Below are 18,281 nucleotides of genomic sequence, written 5' to 3' on the forward strand. Positions count from 1 at the left end.
CGGTGGCATCACGCTGTCGGCGAGCGGAGCGGCCTGGTCGGTGGCATCACGCTGTCGGCGAGCGGAGCGGCCTGGTCGGTGGCATCACGCTGTCGGCGAGCGGAGCGGCCTGGTGCGGTCAGGCGGCGAGTTCGCCGGCCTGGAGTTGCCAGAGGGATGCGTAGAGTCCGTGCCGGGCGATGAGTTCGTCGTGGGTGCCCTGTTCGGCCACGACACCGCCCTTGTCCATGACGTAGATCCGGTCCGCGTGGCGGACGGTGGAGAGCCGGTGGGCGATCACGACCATCGTGCGGTCGGCCGCGAAGACCCGGAGCGTGCGCTGGATGGCGGCCTCGGTCTCGTTGTCGACGGCCGAGGTGGCCTCGTCGAGGACGACGACCGGCGAGTCCTTGAGGATCGCCCGGGCCAGGGCGATCCGCTGCCGCTGGCCGCCCGAGAGGGCGGCGCCGCGTTCGCCGATCACCGTGTCGTAGCCGTCCGGCAGCGTCGCGATGAAGGCGTGGGCCTCGGCCATCGTGGCCGCCTCCACCAGGGCCTCGTCCGAGGCGCCGAAACTGCCGTAGCGGATGTTGTCGGCGATGGTGCCGTCGAAGAGGAAGGCGTCCTGGGCGACGAACCCGATCGCGTGGCGCAGGTCGCGCCGGCGCAGGTCGCGCACGTCCCGACCGTCGAGCAGCACGCTGCCGGACTCCGCGTCCTGGAAGCGCATCAGCAGCTTGGCGACGGTCGTCTTGCCGGAGCCGGTGGCGCCGACGAGGGCGGTGACCTGCCCGGCGGGGATGGTCAGCGAGAGGTCCTCCAGGACCGGCGGCCGTCCGGGGTAGGCGAAGGTCACGCCGTCGAGGACGATCTCGCCCTTCACCGTCGCGACGTCGAGCGCTCCCCCGGTGCCCTCGGTCTCGGCGGGCAGGGCCTCCAGCCGGTGGACCCGGTCGTAGGCGGCGAGCGTGCGCTGGTACTGGTCGACGATGCCGCCGAGCCGGTTCATCCGCAGCATCACCATCTGGGGCAGCCCGATCAGCGGGCTGAACACCTCGAACCGCAGGGTGCCGTCGAGCACCGAGCGGCCGCCGAGCAGCAGGGTGCCGGCCATCGAACTCGTCGTGCAGACCCGGACGACCTCGGCGTGCCGGATCGTGCCCCGGTCGGTCTGCCGGTTGCTCTCCTGGGCTTCCCCGCTGAGCCGGTCGATGCGCTGGGCCTCGTAGTCCTCGGTGCAGAAGCTCTTGACCGTGGCGCCGGCCTCCAGGGTGTTCACCAGCTGGCTGTGCAGCCTGGCCCGGCGCTCGCCGGAGACGGCGTAGTCGGTCGCGGCCCTGTCCTGGTAGCGGAGCGACAGCCAGGCGATGACCGGGATCGGCAGGAACGCGATCCAGGCGATCTGCGGGGCCAGCAGCAGGAACGCCGGCACCAACAGGGCCAGGCTGGTGCCCAGTTGCAGCACGTCGTTGGCCGAGGTGGCGAAGAAGCTGCCCAGCTGCCGGACGTCGTCGGTGAGCACGCCGGCGATCCGGCTGGTCCGCTCGCCTTCCAGCTGCCCCAGTTCGAGGTGCTGCACATGGGCGTAGGTGCGGCTCCGCCAGTCGTGCTCGATGTCCTGGCCGAGCCCGCGCCACTGGAGGTTCGAGGCGCACGAGAGGCCTGCCACGGCGGCGCAGGCGACGGTCACCAGCCCTGCCAGGCCCCAGAGTTGGGCGGTGGCGGTGGTCAGGCCGAAGCGGACCAGCGGCGCGGCCTCGCCCTTGATGAGGACCAGGGCGGTCCAGCCGAGGAAGGTGCCGAGCGCCATCTCCGAGACCTGGCAGGCGACCGAGAGCGCGGAGGCCCGGTAGAGGCGCCGGCGGTGCGGCCCGACGACCTCCCGCAGCGGATGCCGGCCGCTGCCGGACCCGGACAGCTCCCTGGTCCGCTCGACCGCTCGACGCCATGCCGTCCGGACGACGGCGACCGTCGCGACGGCGACCCCGCCGAGTGCCACCAGCTGCCTGCTCAGCGCCGACCCGCGGATCAGCGCGAGGCCGGCCGCCGCCCCGCCGCCCACGGCGAGGACGGGGCGCAGGACGGGAACGCGGTCCGGCCGCGCCCCCGGTCCGGCGGCGGGCCGGGCCGCCGCCGGCGGGGCGGTCCTGACCGGACCCTCCGCGACCCGGGCGACCACCCGGCGCAGGATCCGGCCGACATCCGCGGCGGGCAGCAGCGGTTCGTGCCGGACGAGGACCCCACCGGTGATCGGGTTCGCCTGCGCCTCGGTGATCCCGGGGACGCGACGCAGCGCCGCCGCGAGGACTTCGGCCGTCCTCGGCCGTCCGAGGACCAGCTTGACGTCCCAGCGCTGGCGGCCCGGAATGACCGAGCGCGGGCTCACGTCCGGATCCACGGAGCGGAATCCGGCCGCGGCACCCAGCAGAGATGGCATGTGTACGATCACCTGTTTGCAGAGGTCGCGAACGATCCGCCATCGGGCATGACGGAACACCGCGACGGAGCGGAATTCTGAACGGGCGGCCGATGCGGCCGGAAGGCCCTCGGCCGACCGCCGCGTGGACACGGCGCGCGAGTTCGATCGCGGTGTGCGTCCAGGCGGCGGGTCAGGACATGATGGTGCGTCAGTGTGCCTTTCCGGCACCGGCGTTCGCGCGAATCTTCGGCGCCCTCGCCTCGGCGTCGCCCGGGGCGGTCGCCCCGGCCTTCTCTTCGAACGGGGCAGTGGCCTCCGCGGCGCGGTGGCCCTCACCGGAGGCGACCTGGGCCGCCACCACGTCGGCGGCCACCTCGGCCGCGAGGTCGTGGATGTTCTCGCCGGCCTCGTGGGCGGCCTTCTTCACCTCCATGACGATGCCGACGGACGTCTTGACGACACCGCGCACCAGTGGCTTGAGGAGGCGCTTGGCCAGCGGCGCGACGACGAGACCGATCAGGAACGGCGGAACTACGGGCGGCATGGTGTTCCCATCTCTCTACGCAGACGGATGACAGGGGATCCGGGCGCTTCGGACTCCGGAGCGCACACAGCAGAACGGACGGACGTACCCGCCTCGCGGGATGACCGGTTCCCCTCGCGGATTTCCCGCGGAACCGAAACTCCTCGCCGATGGGGTCCACCGCCCGATCCTCCGTCACCGTAGTCGAGTCGAGCTCACCAAAACCAAATGCTCCCAAGGGGATTCACTCGTGCGAGTGCAATCTGAACATAACCCAGAACGATCGCTTGTATGTACGCCAAGCAATTTGTCAGATAGTAATATTTATTGATCGGCTACGACCTTCAGCTCCCGCGTGACCCGCCGGCGCAGGGCGGGGAACGGCAGCGCGCCACCTCCCAGCACCGCCTCGTGGAAGGCCCGCACGTCGAACCCGGCACCCCGGCCGGCCTCCGCCTCCGCCCGCAGCCGGACGAACTCCAGGTAGCCCGCGCGGTAGGAGAGCGCCTGCCCCGGCAGATCCGTCGAGTACCGCAACAGGTCCGAGGCGATCTGGCCGTCCTCCTCCGTGGAGTTGGCGCGCATGAAGTCCCGCGCCCCCGCCAGGTCCATCGTCCCGAGGTTGAGCCCGGTGTCGACGACCAGCCGCTGCGCGGTGAACCGCTCCTGCGCGAGACGCCCGTACGCGTCCCACGGGTCCTCGTAGAGGCCCATCTCCCAGCCGAGCCCCGCCGCGTACTCGGCCCAGCCCTCGTTGAACGCGCCGAACTCCGCCGCCTCGCGGCGCAGTCGCGGCAGCGCGGCGTCCTCCGCCTGCCGGGCGAGGTGGAAGTGGTGCCCGGGCGCCAGCTCGTGGTAGATCAGGGAGGCCGAGCCGATCAGGGACCGCCGGTCCAGGTCCGAGCCGTTGTAGCGGTAGCGCCCGACCGCACTGGCCGCGGTCGGGACCTCGTAGTACCCGAAGGTCATCCCCGGCTCCAGCGCCGGGTCCAGCCGGGCCAGCCCGTACGGGGCGGCGGGCAGGACGGCGAACCACTGCGGCAGCCGCGGCTCCAGCCGGTCGAGGTGGCCGCGGAACCGGGCCTCGACCTCCTCGGGCGTCCGGGCGTACAAGCGGGGCTCGGTCCGCAGCCGCTCGTGGAACTCCGCCTCGGTGCCGTGGAAGCCGAGGGCCGCGCGCACCTCCCGCATCCGCTCGGCCAGTTCGCGGCACTGGTCGCGGCCGAGCTCGTGCAGCCGCTCAGGACCGGTGTCGCTCCCGGTGTGGGTCCGGACGAAGTCCCGGTAGGCCTCCTCGCCGCCCTCGTAGTGCGCCCACCCGACGTCCCGCGGCGCCCCTCCCGGGTACGCCGGGTCGTCGACGCACCCGAGCAGCCGGTCGAAGGCCGGCGCCAACTCCGCCTCCACCAGCCGCCGGACACCGTCCCGGAGGCGTCCGCGCCCGGCCGGCCCGAGCCCACCGAGCCGGTCGTCCGCCACCGTGACCCGGCGCCCGGCGGAGGACCGCAGGCCCTCGACCGTGGCCCGCACCCCGGCCAGGGCCGCCGCCGGCACCCGGAAGCCGCGCGCGGCCTGGCCGGCCACCTTGTCACCGATCGAGCCGACCACCCGCGCGAGGTCGTGCACCAGCGCCACGTACCGTTCACCGTCGGCTGGTTCGGCGAAGCGGAAGGCACCCAGGACCGCATCGACGTACAGCGACAGCGGGAAGAGCCGGTACGGCGTGGCGGCGGGCGTCAGCCAGTACCACCGGTGGGCGCGCAACTCCTGTTCCGCCAGCGCCACGAGGACGGCCGCGGTGTCGGCATCGGCACCGGACAGCTCCGCGCCGTCCAGCGGCCGCATCCGCTCCAGCACACCGGCCGCGAACCGCTCCCGCTCCTCGGACTCGGCGAGCGACGCCCCCGGCAGCGCCTCGACCGGGAGCCCCTGGCGGACCCGCAGCAACGGCTCCCGCTCCAGCAGGAACTCCCAGTAGCGGTCCGCCAGGTGGCCGACCTCACGGCCCGGATCGTTCGTCGTCATGTCGACACAGTGTGGCGATGGCGGACGGCCAGGTCACCCGGCCGACGGCCTACAGGCCCCGACACCCCTCGAAAGAGTGAACCAGGGGCACGCCGCCGCCGCGCCCCGCGCCCCGGCGCCCACCGCTCCCCACAAGGCGGGAGCACTGCGCCCCTTGAATCGAACACGCCTTTCCCCCAGGTGAGTTGACTCGCCATCGCCAAGGCCCGGTGGCACCATGACGCCATGCTCCGTCGCCCCCTGCCAGCCGCCCTCGCGGCCGCCCTGACCGCTGCCGCGCTCGCGCTCAGCGGCTGCGGCAGCGCTGCCACGTCCTCGACGAGCACCCCCCTGGTGGACCGCGGGACCGTCCGGATCGCGGCGGCCGGCGAGACCCCGAGCTTCGACCCGTACTCCACCTTCGGCGCCTCCCAGGCCCGCTACGCCTACGACTCCCTGGTGAACGTCGCCCCCGACGGCACCCTGGTCACCGGCCTGGCCGCGTCCTGGCAGGCCACCGCCACCACGGCCGACTTCACCCTCCGCCCGGGCGTCACCTGCTCCGACGGCACGCCCCTCACCGCCTCCGCCGTCGCCCGGGCCCTCAGCTACGCGGGCGACCCGGCCAACCAGCTCGCCGGCGCCCAGACCGTCCTGCCGAACGTGCCGTTCACCGCGAGCGCCGACGACACGACCGGCACGGTGTCGGCGACCACCACCGCTCCCTTCCCGTTCCTCACCCGCAGCATCGGCCTGCTGCCGATCGTCTGCCCGGCCGGCCTCGACCACCCCCGGTCGCTGGACCGCACCACCCAGGGCACCGGCCCCTACGTGCTCACCCGCTACACCCCCGGCGGGCCCTACGAGTTCACCGTCCGCGACGGCTACACCTGGGGGCCCGCCGGGGCGACCACCGCGGCGCCCGGCCTCCCCGCGCGCATCGTCATCGCCGTCGTCCCCCAGGCCTCCACCGCGGCGAACCTGCTGCTCACCGGCGGCGTCGACATCGCGAACGTGAACGGTCCCGACCGCGCCCGGCTCACCGGCCACGGCCTGGCCGTCACCGACGTGGCCACCGTGGTCGGGCTGACCTTCTTCAACCAGCGCCCCGGCCGGGCCCTCGCCGACCCGGCGCTGCGCCGCGCCCTGGTCTCCGCCCTCGACCGGCAGGGGCTCGCCAACGTCGCGGTCGGCGGCACCGGCCGCCCCGCCGGCGACCTCGGCGCCCCGGGCGCCGTCTGCCACGCCGACCTCGCCGACGCCAACCTGCCCGCACAAGACGGCGCCCAGGCCCTGCGCGCGGCCGGCTGGACCCGCTCCCCCGGCGGCCCGCTGACCAAGGACGGCCGGGCCCTACGGCTCCGCCTGATCACCAGCCCCGACCTCGGCCCGACCCTCACCTCCGTCGCCGAGCTGATGGCCCGGCAGTGGACGGCGCTCGGCGCGCGGGTCGACCTGGTCACCGAGAGCCTGCCCGCCCTCGTCAACGCCATGTACCAGAGCGCCGACTTCGACGTGGTGGTCGGCACCTCGCCGGGCTTCGCGCTGCCGGTCGGCTTCATCCCCTTCTTCTCCGGCCCCACCCCCGCCCAGGGCCTCAACTTCGCGGGCGTGCGCAACCCCGAGTACGACGCCCTGGTCGCCCAGGCCCTCCGGGAGACCGACACGACGGGCTGCGGCACCTGGAACCGGGCCGCCGCCGCGCTCTTCCGCGCGGCCGACGCCCTGCCGATCGCCGACGGCCGCAGCGGCGTGTACGGCCACCGCACCACGTTCACCACCACCTTCGGCGGCCAGCTCGTCCCCACCAGCATCCGCCTCCACCAGTGACCGGGGCCACCATGTCCGTACCCCGACTGCTGCGGCACCCCTGGACCGTGTTCCTCGGCCGCCGCACCGTCCGGCTGCTGCTCTCCCTCGCGGTCGTCCTCACCGCCTCGTTCGCGATGATCCGCCTCGTCCCCGGCGACCCGGTCCGCGCCGCGCTCGGCGTCGACGCCGCCCCCGCCCTGGTCGCCGCCCGCAGACACAGCCTCGGGCTCGACGCGCCGTTCCTGTCCCAGTACCGGCACTACCTCGGCGGCCTCCTGCACGGCGACCTCGGCACCTCGCTGACCACCGGGACACCGGTCGCGGAACTGGTCCGCACCCGGCTGCCGGCCACCCTGGAGATCGCCGGGCTGGCCTTCCTGGCCACCCTCGCCGTCGCCCTGCCCGGCGGCCTGCTGGCCGCCGTCCGCACCCGCGACGGCCGCCGCCCGCGCACCGAGCTGGCGTTCACCGCCGTCACCGCCGGCCTGACCGGGGTCCCGGACTTCGTCCTGGCCGCCGGACTCACCGCGCTGCTGGCCGTCGGCCTCCAACTCCTCCCGGTGGCCGGTGCGGCGGGTGTCGAGTCCTTCGTCCTGCCGGTCCTCGCCCTCTCCCTCGCGCCCACCGCCGTCCTGCTGCGCATCGTCCGGGTGGAGGCGCTGAAGGTGCTGGACGAGGACTACCTGCGCACCGCCCGGAGCAAACGGCTGTCCCCCGCGCGGTACTACCTGCGGCACGCGGCACCGAACACGGCCACCGCCGCGCTCACCGTCGCCGGGAGCCTGCTGCCCGGCCTGATCGCCGGCACCGTGCTGGTCGAGAAGGTCTTCGCCTGGCCCGGCATCGGCTCCGCCATGGCGCAGTCCGTGGTCGCCCAGGACTACCCGGTGGTCCAGGCGATGGTGCTGGTGCTGGGCACCACCGTGCTGCTCGCTGGCCTCCTGGTCGACGTGCTGCTCGCCGTGCTCGACCCCCGCTCGGCGATCAGGGAGATGTGACCATGAGCCTTCCGTCCGGCCTCCGGCGCTCGCCCATGGCCTGGGTCACCGCCGTCATGCTGGCCTCGCTCGTCCTGCTCGCGCTGGTCGGACCGCTGGTCTGGGGCGCGGCGGCCGACCGCCCGGACCCCTCGGCGGTGCTCCAGGGGCCGTCTGCGGGGCACCCGTTCGGCACCGACAACCTCGGCCGGGACCTGCTCGCCCGGGTCCTGGCGGCCACCCGGCCCTCCCTGCTGCTCGCGCTGGCGGCCATCCTGCTCGGCGCGAGCGCGGGGGTCCTGCTCGGGGCCTCCACCGCCGTGCTCGGCCGGCGCGCCCGCCGGCTGACCGCCGGACTGGTCAACCTCCTGCTCGCCTTCCCGGCGCTCCTGGTCGCGATGTTCCTCGCGGTCGTGTTCGGCGCGGGCGCCGCCGGGGCGATGCTGGCCCTCGCGGCCGCGGGCGTCCCCGGCTTCGCCCGGCTCGCCCAGACCCTCGCCGCCGGGGTGGCGGGCACCGACCACCTGGCCGCGGCCCGGGTCCTCGGCCTGCGCCGCCTGCGGCTGCTGTGGCGGCACGTCCTGCCCAACATCGCCGAGCCGCTGCTCCTGGCCACCACCACGGCGGCGGGGACCTCCCTGGTCGCGCTCTCCGGGCTGAGCTTCCTCGGCCTGGGCGTCCAACCACCCGGCTACGACTGGGGGCAGCTGCTCAACCAGGGGCTCGACCGCGTCTACGCCGAGCCGCTGCCCGCCCTCGCACCCGGTCTGGCCATCCTCTACGCGGCCCTGACCTTCCAACTGCTCGGCGAGGTCCTGGCCGGGAGCGTCGCCCGGCGCGGCCCGGCGCCGCGCACGCCCGTACCGACGCCCGCCGCGAGCGGCCACGCCGAGGACGGCCTGGTACTCCAGGTCGAGGACCTCCACATCGAACTCCCCACCCCTGACGGCGTGATCCGGCCGGTGCGCGGCGTCAGCCTCGCCCTGCGGCCGGGCGAGACCGTCGGGCTCGTCGGCGAGTCGGGGTCGGGCAAGTCGCTCACCGCGCTCGCCGTCGCCGACCTGCTGCCGTACGGTGCCCGGGCGCCCCGGCGCACCCTGCGGCTGCTCGGGGCCGACCTCGCCGCCCTGCCCCCGAAGGAACGGGACCGGCACCTCGCGACGGGCCTGGCGGTGATCTTCCAGAACCCGGCCTCGGCGCTCAACCCGTCCCTGCGGATCGCCACCCAGCTCACCGAGACCGTCCGGGCCCACCGGGGCGCGAGCCGTGCCCGGGCCGCCGCGGAGGCCGCCGACGCGCTGCGCCGGGTCGCCCTCTCCCCGGCGCTGCTGCGCTCCCGCCCCCACCAGCTCTCCGGCGGCCAGCGCCAGCGCGTGATGATCGCCTCCGGGCTGATGGTGCGGCCCGGCCTGATCATCGCCGACGAGCCGACCACCGCGCTCGACGTCACCGTGCAGCGGCAGATCACCGGGCTGCTGTCCGAGATCCGGCGGGACACCGGCGCCGCGATCCTGTTCATCAGCCACGACGTCGCGCTCGTCGGGGAGTTCTGCGAACGCGTCCTGGTGATGTACGCGGGCACCATCGTCGAGGCCCTGCCCGCCGACCGCCTCGCCGACGGCGCCCGGCACCCCTACACCCGGGCCCTGGTCGCCTCGGTCCCGGAGCTCACCGCCGACCGCGACCGGCCGCTGCGGACCGTCGACGGCGCACCGCCCGACCCGCTGCTGCCCGCCCCGGGGTGCGCGTTCGAGCCCCGCTGCCCGCGCCGCCGGGACCACTGCGCCGAGCAGGCCCCGCCGCTGGAGGACCTCGACGCCGGCCACCGGGTCGCGTGCTGGTCCCCGGTACCGGTGGCGGCGGACCCGGAGGCGGTGGCCGCGTCATGACCGAACTCCAGGTGACCGGCCTCACCGTCCGCCACCCCGGCCCGCGCGGCCCGGTCACCGCCGTGGACGGCGTCTCGCTGGAGGTCCCGTCCGGTACGACGCTCGGGCTCGTGGGCGAGTCCGGCTCCGGCAAGTCGAGCCTGGCCCGCGCGATCGTCGGCCTCACCCCCGTGCACGCCGGCCGGGTCCTGCTCGACGGCCGGGAGGCCCGCACCCGCACCGTCCGCGACCGCCGCCGGCTCGGCCGCCTGGTCCAGGTCGTCCTCCAGGACCCGGACACCGCGCTCGACCCGCGGATGACGGTCCGCCAGACGCTCGTCGAGGCGGCCACCGTCTTCCGCCGGCTCGACCGGCCCGCCCGCGCCGAACGCGTCACCGAACTGCTCGGCCTCGTCGGCCTGGACCCGCGGCTCGCCGACCGGCTGCCGCGCCGGCTCTCCGGCGGGCAGCGCCAACGGGTCGCCATCGCCCGCGCCCTGGCCGTCGAACCCGGCCTGCTGATCGCCGACGAGATCACCTCGTCGCTCGACGTCTCGGTGCAGGCCTCCGTCCTCAACACGATCCGGGAACTCCAGCAACGCCTCGGCCTGTCCATGCTGTTCATCGGCCACAACCTGCCGGCGGTCTGCCACGTCTCCGACGCGGTGGCGGTCATGCGGCACGGCCGGATCGTGGAAACCGCCCCCACCGCAACCCTCCTGCGCGCCCCGCGGCACCCGTACACTCGGACGCTACTCGCCGCCGTGCCGAGCCTGCGCACGCCGCCGCCCGGGGAGGGGCCGCCATGACCGACGTTCGACCGGACGCCGTGGTCGTCGGAGCCGGGGTGATCGGCGCCGCCGTCGCCCTCGAACTCGCGCGCGCCGGGCGGCAGGTGGTCGTCGTGGACAAGGCGGGCGCCGTCGGCCACGGGTCCACCAGCGCCTCCAGCGCGATCATCCGCTTCAACTACTCCACCTTCGCGAGCGTCGCCACCGCCTGGGAGGCGCAGCACCTCTGGACGTCCTGGCCCGACCACCTGCGGCTCACCGGCCCCCGCCCGCTCGCCGCCTTCCACCGCACCGGCGCCGTGCTGCTCGACTCCCCCGAGGTCGAACCCTCCGAGACCGCCGCCCTGTTCGAGCGCGCCGGCGTCCCGTACGAGCGGTGGGACGCCCCGGCGCTGCGCAAGCGCCTTCCCGGGATCGACCCCGGACGGTACTGGCCGCCGAAGCCGGTGGACGACGACGCCTTCTTCGCCGACCCGTCCGGCGAACTCGGCGCCCTGTTCACCCCGGACGCCGGGTACGTCGACGACCCCCAGCTCGCCGCCCGGAACCTCGCCGACGCCGCGGCCGGGCTGGGCACCCGACTCCTCCTCCACCACACCGTGGTGGCCGTCGACCGGCACGCGGACCGGGTCACCGGCGTCCGCCTGGCCGACGGCTCGCGGATCGCCGCACCGGTCGTGGTCAACGCCGCCGGCCCGTGGTCGGGCGGCCTCAACCGGCTGGCGGGCGTCGGCGACGACTTCACGATCGGTGTGCGTCCGCTGCGCGAGGAGGTCCACCAGGTCCCCGCACCGGACGTCCGGACCGCCGACCCCTTCCCCCTGGTCGCCGACCTCGACGTCGGCACCTACGTCCGCACGGCCCCCGGCGGGCAGCTCCTGGTCGGCGGGACCGAGCCGGACTGCGACCCGCACGAGTGGATCGACGACCCGGACGGGGCCGATCCCCGCCCCACCGCCCGGCGCTTCCGCACCCAGGTGACCCGGGCGGCGCGCCGGTTCCCGGCGCTCCGGGTCCCCAACCGGCCCCTCGGCGCGGCGGGCGTGTACGACGTCGCCGACGACTGGACCCCGATCTACGACCGCACCGCCCTCGACGGCTACTACGTCGCGATGGGCACCAGCGGCAACCAGTTCAAGAACGCCCCGCTGGTGGGCCGCTACCTCGCCACCCTGATCGACCGGGTCGAGGCCGGGCACGACCACGACGGCGACCCGGTGCACTTCCGCTGCGACCACGCCGGCACCGTGGTCGACCTGGGCGCCTTCTCCCGCCGGCGCCCGGTCCGGACGGACTCCGCGCGGACGGTCATGGGCTGATCGCGGGCAGCTCGCGCACCAGGTCCCCGACCACGCCGACCACGAACTCGGGCGCCTCGTGCGGGAAGTCGTGACCCGTCCCCGCCGGTGTGTACACCAGCCTCGACGCCGTCGACGCCGCCAGGTAGCGGACCCTGCTGCGGAGGTAGAAGCGGCTGATCCGCTCGGCCTCGACCGCGTCCCGGGCGGCGGCCAGCACCGCCTCGCCGCCGATCAGGTCCCGCGGTACCACCAGCACCAGCGGCAGGTCCCCGAGGTCCCCGTCGTACACCACGGTGTCCCAGCCCACCTGTGCCAGCCCGGACGGCGACAGCTCGGCGAAGATCGACGCGGCGGCGCAGCACGGCCCGGTCCGGCCGCCGGGGCCCCGGTGCGCGCCGAACAGCTGCCGCACCGCCGCCAGCAGGACGCCCCGGCGCAGCGCCGCGAGCTGCCCGTTGGGCGGCGCGAAGGCGATGACCTCCAGGGGGGTCGGGTCCAGCAGGACGAGCCCCGCCACCAGGTCCGGCCGGCGCCTGGCCACGTTCGCGACCAGCAGCCCGCCGAAGGAGTGGCCGACGAACACGAAGGGTGCCCGCTCCCCCGCCGCCTCCAGCGCCGCCGGCAGCTCCGCCGCCTCGGCGGCCGTCGTCCGGGGGAAGGGCCCGACGTCGCTCCAGCCCGTCCCCGGGCGGTCGACCAGCACCGACCGGGCCTGGGCCGACAGCATCGTGTGCAGTTCCCGGAGGTCCTCGCCGGGGGCGTGCCCGCCGGGCATCCAGACCACCGTCGGCCCCGCCCCGGCCCGCCCCTCGGCGAGGACGTGCATCCGGTGACCGCCCACGTCCACCAACCGCCCCGGCGGCGGATGCGCCCGCGCCTCCCGGGCCACCAGCACCAGGTGCCGAACGGCCCCGGCCGCCAGCACCACCCCGACGGCCAGCGCCAGGCCAGCGAGCGCCACCGACCAGGCCGCCCCCACCGCGAGGAGGCCGCCGCCCGCTGCCGCCACCGCCAGCGCGACCGGCGCCCCGATCCAGTCCCGGCTCACCACTGCGAGCAGGGAGTTCGCCATTCGTCCGTCCCGTCGCATCGGCCCTCCGCGACAGCAGCGCGTCCGACAACTGCCCCCTGGCCTTCTCTTTCCCGCCCACTCGTGCCCTCACCCTGATCAACTCCCCCACAGTCCGGCATTCCGGGCCCCGGACGCACCCGGGGCCGGGCCGGTCGGCTGCCGGCCGGGCACCACCGGACCGACCCGATCCGTCCGGCCCTCTGGTCCCGGCTCCGTGACCGGCCGAAGATGGCGGCATGGGTGTCGACGAAGCGGGTGCCGGGCTGCTGGTGACGAACGTGCGCGTCTTCGACGGAACCGGAGCCGAGGCGGCGCCGGGGTACGTCCGGGTGGAGCGGGACAGGATCGCGGAGGTGGTGCTGGGCCGTCCCTTCCCGTCCGGTCCCCCGGGTGGCGCGACGGTGCTCGACGGCGGAGGCCGCACCCTCATCCCCGGGCTCACCGACGCCCACGTCCACCTGTTCGCGGCCGGCGGCACCATGGCCGAGCTCCAGCTCGCGCCGACCGGCACCGTCTACTACCAGGCCCTGGCCGCGGCCCGCTCCATGCTGATGCGCGGCTTCACCACGGTGCGGGACATGGCCGGCGACACCGAGCCACTGCGGCGGGTGCTGGACCGCGGGCTGTTCCCCGGCCCGCGGATCTACCCGAGCCAGGCGGCCGTCTCCCAGACCTCCGGCCATGGCGACTTCGGGACGGTCCACGACGCCCCCACCGCCCTGGGCGGGCCGCCGGCCAGGAGCGAGCAGCTCGGGTTCACCCGAGTGGCCGACGGGCCGGAACGGGTGCTCGCCGCGGTGCGCGAACAGCTCAGGAAGGGCGCCACCCAGATCAAGCTGATGGCCGGCGGCGGCGTCAGCTCCGAGTTCGACCCGCTGGACGTCCTGCAGTTCACCCCGGCCGAGCTGGAGGCCGCCGTCGCCGCGGCCTCCGACTGGGGCACCTACGTGACCGTGCACGTCTACACCTCCGAAGGCGTCCGCCGCGCGGTACGGGCCGGGGTGCGCTGCGTCGAACACGGGCACCTCCTCGACGAGGACACCGTCCGCCACCTCGCGGAGCAGGGCGTCTGGCTGAGCACCCAGCCGTTCGAGGTCGACGACCACCACTACGCCTCCCCGGACAGCGCCCGCAAGAACCGCGAGGTCTGCGAAGGCGTCGCCCGCACCATCGGCTGGGCGGTGCGGCACGGCGTGCGGCTGGCCTTCGGCACCGACCTGGTCTTCGACCCCGGGAAGACGCACCGGCAGAACGAGATGCTCGTCCGGCTCGGCGGCCACCTCGGCCCGGTCGAGGCCCTGCGGACGGCCACCTCCGGCAACGCCGAGCTGTTCCGCCTGTCCGGCCGCCGGGACCCCTACCGTGCCGCGCCGCTCGGCGTCATCGCGCCGGGAGCCTGGGCCGACCTCCTGGTCGTCGACGGCGACCCGACCACCGACCTGTCCGTCCTCGCCGACCCCGACCGCAACCTGCGACTGATCGTCAAGGACGGCGTCGTCCACAAGAACGCACTCGGTTGACCCCCTCGCTGTGGCCGGTCAGGCGTGCCGGAGGCAGAGGGTTCCCCACTGGAATCCCGCACCGATCCCCGACAGCACATAGGTGTCCCCCGGGAGCAGGGCGCCTTCGGCCACGGTGGCGTGGAGCGCGGTGAACAGCCCGGCCGACCCGGTGTTGCCCAGCCGCTCGACCGTGACGGGGACGCGCTCGCGGGGAACGCCCAGGGCGGTCATGGTCTCGGTGAGGATGTTCAGGTTGGCCTGGTGCAGGAAGAAGTACCGGATCCGGTCGACCGGCACACCGGCCCGGTGCGCGGCGCTCGCGATGCTCTCGGGCAGGCGGGTGGTGGCGGTGTTCCAGACGGCGCGGCCGTCCATCCGCAGATAGTGCTCCCCGCCGGCGACGGTGGCCGCCGTGGTGGGCAGCCGGGATCCCCCGGCGGGGATCTGGACGCCGTAGGAGAGTTGGGAGCCCAGGTCGTAGGAGAGCAGCCCCGCTCCGGCCTGGTCGGTGCGGGTGAGCACCACGGCCGCCGCGGCGTCTCCGAAGAACACCCCGGCGGTGCGGTCGGTCGGATCGGTGACCCTGGAGGCGCAGTCGGCCGCGAGCAGCAGGACGGTGCTGATGGAGGGGTTCTGCAGGAGGTGGGCGGCGATCAGCACGGCCTGGACGCCGGAGGCACAGGCCGCCTGGGTGACGTCCAGGGACAGGGCGCGGTGGGCACCGAGGGCGTCCTTGACGATCAACGCGGTCGACAGGAGCGGCTGGTCCCCGGTGTAGGAGGCGACGATGACCGCGTCCAGCTGGGCAGGCCCGACCCCGGCGGCCTCCAGGGCCGGATGGGCCGCGGCGACGCACATGTCGGAGGTCGCCAGGTCCGGGGCCAGCCGCCGGCGCTCACGGATCCCGGTGCGGCTGGTGATCCACTCGTCGCTGGTGTCCAGGGTGCGGGTGAGCTGCTCGTTGGTCACGACGGCCGGCGGCAGGTGCACCCCCGTCCCGGCGACGGCGAACGGCACCGGCAGCCCGGCACCGGTCTGGTGGTGCAGCGTCTGCTCCACGGTGACGGTCACAGCAGGGTGCTCCGCCCGGATTCGATCGGTCCGCCGCGAGAGGCTCCCATGGTTCTTTTCCTTCCCCTGCCGGTCCGTCATTTTTCAGTACCGTCGCATCGTTCCACGAAACATCGGGGCCAGATGTCTCGTGGTAATCCGTAAGCGTGACGAAGCCGCCGACGAATTGACATCCAGCCGCCGTGATGTGCTATCGACCGGATTCCTGAAATGGATCCGCGCAGGAAAGATGAATACGCCGCTCTCGCAATTGACCGTCCACTCCGAAAAGTCGTACGAAAAGAGCGCGGATGACCGATCCAACGGCGTATCGGGGGTCGCCGGCGGTGAGGACGTCGAACTGCGGGGCTCGACGGCGGCCCGGGCATCATCGCCGCCGGTGGCTGCGGCGAGTCGCGAATCTCGATGGCGTTGCGGCGCTGGTGCTGCCAGGGTGTCCCCGTGCCGAAGAAGTTACTCTTCATGACTCTAGCCGGACATGGACACATCAATCCAATGGTGCCGTTGGTCGAGGAACTCGTACGGCGCGGGCACCAGGTGGACTACGCCACCGGAGCAGGCCACGCCGCCGCGGTCACCAGTGCCGGCGCACGCTGGTTGGAACTGCCGCCGCTGGAGCCGTTCACACCACCATCGAAGATCGGCCCAGAGGCCGTGGCCGGCTGGTTACGCCACTACTTCGCGGCGATGCGCGCGACCTACCCGGTGTTGCAGAAGTACTGTGCCTCGGAGCCGGTGGACGCAATCTGTTACGACACGACGAACTGGCCTGCCCGGACCATCGCCAGGAGGCTGGGGATCCCCGCCGTGCAGTGCTTCCCTCACCTCGCCTCGAACGAGGCGTACTCACTGGACCGGCAGTTGACCGCAGGGCTCGACACCGGCGATCCGGCGATGGCCTTGCTCGCCGCTGACTGTGAGGCCTTCTCCACCGAGTACGGCGTCCCGCTCGGTGTCGCCGACACCATGACGATGGCGGACGGGCTCAACCTCGTGTTCGTCCCGCGAGAGTTCCAGCCGGCCGCTGACAGCTTCGACGAACGTTTTCACTTCGTCGGCCCCTCGATGGGCAGTCGCGAGCAGACCGAGCACTGGTCGCCGCCCGACCCCGACGCGCCACTGCTGTATGTCTCACTGGGCACCGTCTTCAACGGTCGCCCGGAGTTCTACCGCGCCTGCATCGACGCCATCGCCGACGGGCCCTGGCAGCTGGCGATGACCGTGGGCGATACGGATGCCGCCGTACTCGGCGCCATCCCGAGCCGGGTGGACGTCCGGTCGCGGTTCCCGCAACTGGCGGTACTCCGCCATGCCACCGCCTTCGTATCGCACGCCGGGATTAACTCCGTTATGGAGGCGCTGCATTACGAGGTCGGCCTCGTCGCCGTCCCGCGGACACCCGAGCAGGCTGCCAACGCCGGGCGCCTGGGGGAACTCGGGCTCGGCGAATGCCTGGACGCCGACATGGTGAGCGCCGAAGCACTGCGGGCGGCGATCGACAGGGTCGCCTCAGACCCGGCAGTACGCGTCAGCCTTGCGGGAATGCGCCAAGCCATCCTGCGAAGCGGTGGAGTCACACGCGGCGCCGACGTGATCGAGCAGTACCTCCGTCAGCACTCCGTGTGACTCTGCGCTCCTGCGTCGCCCTCACCGGAAGCGGGTGCGGCCACCGCGTGATCGTCAAGAGCTGTGTGGACCGGTCGTCGCCGTCTCCGTCGACGGCGACCGCCTGGACTCCGGGACACCGGTGTTCACGAGGACGGCTGTCCCGGAGCATCGGTGGCGGCCGGTCCGGCACCAGGCCGGCTCGTCACCAGGTGGCGGGCAGGTGCAGGGGGCTGCGGGTGGAGGTGCCCAGCCGCCATTCGATCCCGGTGGTCGGCAGGGTGAGGCGCAGGCCGGGCAGGCGGGCGGCGAGACGGTGGAGGGCGATCCGCATCTGGAGGCGGGCCAGCCACGCGCCGGGGCAGAAATGGGGACCGGCGCCGAAGGCCAGGGTGCCGGCTTCCAGCGGGTCGAACAGCCGGCTGAGGGAATCGGGTGGGAAAACGCCGGGGTCCCGGCCGGCGGTGGTGCGGTCGGCCGCGACGATGTCGCCGGCGCCGATGGTCACGCCGCCCAGCTCGACCTCCTCGGCGGTACGAAGGAGGCTTCCGGGGCGTTCCTTGTTGGCGCCCAGGGGGATGGTGTGCAGCAGCCGCTCCGCCGCCAGGGCGGCCGCCGCCTCGTCCGAGCCGATGCGGCTCCAGGTGTCGGGGCGTTCGGCGAGCAGGTAGAGCACCGCGTTGGCCAGCGTGGTCATGCTGGTCTCGTGTCCGGCGACGAGCAGTCCGCACACCAGGTTGACCAGTTGGCGCTCGGACACCTCACCCTCCCGGTCCGCGGCCCGGACGATGGCGCTGACCAGGTCGTCGCCGGGTGCGCGGCGGCGGCCGGCGAGCAGCCCGGCCACGTACGCGGTGAACTCCCGCATCGCGCGGATGACTTCGGCGGGGTCGCGGTCGGCGGTGGCGAAGGCGAGTTCGGTCCAGTCCCGGACGCGTCCGAGGTCCTCGCCGGGGAGGTCCATCATCCTGGCGATCACCGCGCTCGGCAGCGGCCTGGTGTACCCGGTGACCAGATCGGCCGGGGCGCCGAGCCGCACGAGATCGTCCAGCAGCCGGTCGACCACGGAGGTCACCCACGGACGCGACCGCTCGATCGCGCCGGGGGTGAACGCCCGTTGGAAGACGCGGCGCATCCGGTGGTGCTCGATCCCGTCCTTGTGGAACATCGAGTCCCGGTCGCTGCCCAGGTTGGGCGTGTCACTCAGCGGCGGCGCGTCCGGGGCGAACAGCAGCGACCGCTTGAACCGGGCGTCCACGAGGGCCCGGCGGACGTCGTCGTAGCGCGTGAGCAGCCAGATCGGAGTGCCGTTCGGCAGCTGCTCACGGCGCGGCGGCCCCACGGGCGGCAGCTCCAT

At 74.0% G+C, this 18,281-nt stretch carries 13 protein-coding genes; 7 read left to right on the forward strand and 6 right to left on the reverse strand.

The window, feature by feature from the left end; genetic code table 11:
* Positions 1–118: 118 nt before the first annotated feature.
* The 3 genes from ACFVU7_RS29885 to ACFVU7_RS29895 form a co-directional block, all read right to left on the reverse strand.
* Positions 119–2,416, reverse strand: coding sequence for an ATP-binding cassette domain-containing protein (locus tag ACFVU7_RS29885; RefSeq protein ID WP_388048138.1), 2,298 nt, complete (start codon positions 2,414–2,416; stop codon positions 119–121).
* 190 nt (positions 2,417–2,606) lie between these two features.
* A complete protein-coding gene (locus tag ACFVU7_RS29890) occupies positions 2,607–2,942 on the reverse strand; it encodes a DUF5132 domain-containing protein (protein WP_074005859.1) in 336 nt (111 codons plus the stop codon).
* A 303-nt stretch (positions 2,943–3,245) separates the two neighbouring features.
* Positions 3,246–4,946 (reverse strand): DUF885 domain-containing protein, encoded by a 1,701-nt coding sequence (locus ACFVU7_RS29895; protein ID WP_388048140.1) that lies wholly within the window; start codon positions 4,944–4,946, stop codon positions 3,246–3,248.
* A gap of 225 nt (positions 4,947–5,171) precedes the next feature.
* Between ACFVU7_RS29895 and ACFVU7_RS29900 the strand changes: the two genes are divergently transcribed.
* Genes ACFVU7_RS29900 through ACFVU7_RS29920 form a run of 5 tightly spaced genes read left to right on the forward strand, consistent with a single transcriptional unit; the run spans position 5,172 to position 11,692 of the window.
* A complete protein-coding gene (locus tag ACFVU7_RS29900) occupies positions 5,172–6,755 on the forward strand; it encodes an ABC transporter substrate-binding protein (RefSeq protein ID WP_388048142.1) in 1,584 nt (527 codons plus the stop codon).
* 11 nt (positions 6,756–6,766) lie between these two features.
* Positions 6,767–7,735, forward strand: coding sequence for an ABC transporter permease (locus ACFVU7_RS29905; protein ID WP_380775360.1), 969 nt, complete (start codon positions 6,767–6,769; stop codon positions 7,733–7,735).
* A 2-nt stretch (positions 7,736–7,737) separates the two neighbouring features.
* Positions 7,738–9,603, forward strand: coding sequence for a dipeptide/oligopeptide/nickel ABC transporter permease/ATP-binding protein (locus tag ACFVU7_RS29910; RefSeq protein WP_388048144.1), 1,866 nt, complete (start codon positions 7,738–7,740; stop codon positions 9,601–9,603).
* Positions 9,600–10,391, forward strand: a complete 792-nt coding sequence (locus tag ACFVU7_RS29915; RefSeq protein ID WP_117486211.1) for an ABC transporter ATP-binding protein — start codon at positions 9,600–9,602, stop codon at positions 10,389–10,391. Before ACFVU7_RS29910 ends, ACFVU7_RS29915 begins: the two co-directional genes overlap by 4 nt.
* Complete coding sequence (locus ACFVU7_RS29920; RefSeq protein WP_388048146.1) at positions 10,388–11,692, forward strand: NAD(P)/FAD-dependent oxidoreductase; 1,305 nt, start codon at positions 10,388–10,390, stop codon at positions 11,690–11,692. The genes ACFVU7_RS29915 and ACFVU7_RS29920 overlap by 4 nt, the downstream gene beginning before the upstream one ends.
* On the opposite strand, the gene ACFVU7_RS29925 is transcribed toward ACFVU7_RS29920, so the two are convergent.
* The gene (locus ACFVU7_RS29925; RefSeq protein WP_388048148.1) at positions 11,682–12,746 is read right to left on the reverse strand and encodes an alpha/beta fold hydrolase; all 1,065 of its coding nucleotides are present in this window, start codon (positions 12,744–12,746) and stop codon (positions 11,682–11,684) included. The two genes, ACFVU7_RS29920 and ACFVU7_RS29925, sit on opposite strands and share 11 nt — an antisense overlap.
* Before the next feature lie 236 nt (positions 12,747–12,982).
* Between ACFVU7_RS29925 and ACFVU7_RS29930 the strand changes: the two genes are divergently transcribed.
* On the forward strand, positions 12,983–14,266 hold the full coding sequence (locus tag ACFVU7_RS29930) for an amidohydrolase family protein (protein WP_388048150.1): 1,284 nt from the start codon (positions 12,983–12,985) through the stop codon (positions 14,264–14,266).
* A gap of 18 nt (positions 14,267–14,284) precedes the next feature.
* Here ACFVU7_RS29930 and ACFVU7_RS29935 read toward each other — a convergent pair whose 3' ends face one another.
* On the reverse strand, positions 14,285–15,319 hold the full coding sequence (locus ACFVU7_RS29935; protein ID WP_388048151.1) for a 3-oxoacyl-ACP synthase III family protein: 1,035 nt from the start codon (positions 15,317–15,319) through the stop codon (positions 14,285–14,287).
* A gap of 462 nt (positions 15,320–15,781) precedes the next feature.
* Here ACFVU7_RS29935 and ACFVU7_RS29940 point away from each other — a divergent pair, with 462 nt between their 5' ends.
* On the forward strand, positions 15,782–16,945 hold the full coding sequence (locus ACFVU7_RS29940) for a macrolide family glycosyltransferase (RefSeq protein ID WP_074005904.1): 1,164 nt from the start codon (positions 15,782–15,784) through the stop codon (positions 16,943–16,945).
* 184 nt (positions 16,946–17,129) lie between these two features.
* Here ACFVU7_RS29940 and ACFVU7_RS29945 read toward each other — a convergent pair whose 3' ends face one another.
* On the reverse strand, positions 17,130–18,281 hold the full coding sequence (locus ACFVU7_RS29945) for a cytochrome P450 (RefSeq protein ID WP_388048153.1): 1,152 nt from the start codon (positions 18,279–18,281) through the stop codon (positions 17,130–17,132).

This window comes from Kitasatospora sp. NPDC058046, from assembly GCF_042885595.1.
Taxonomy (GTDB): Bacteria; Actinomycetota; Actinomycetes; order Streptomycetales; family Streptomycetaceae; genus Kitasatospora.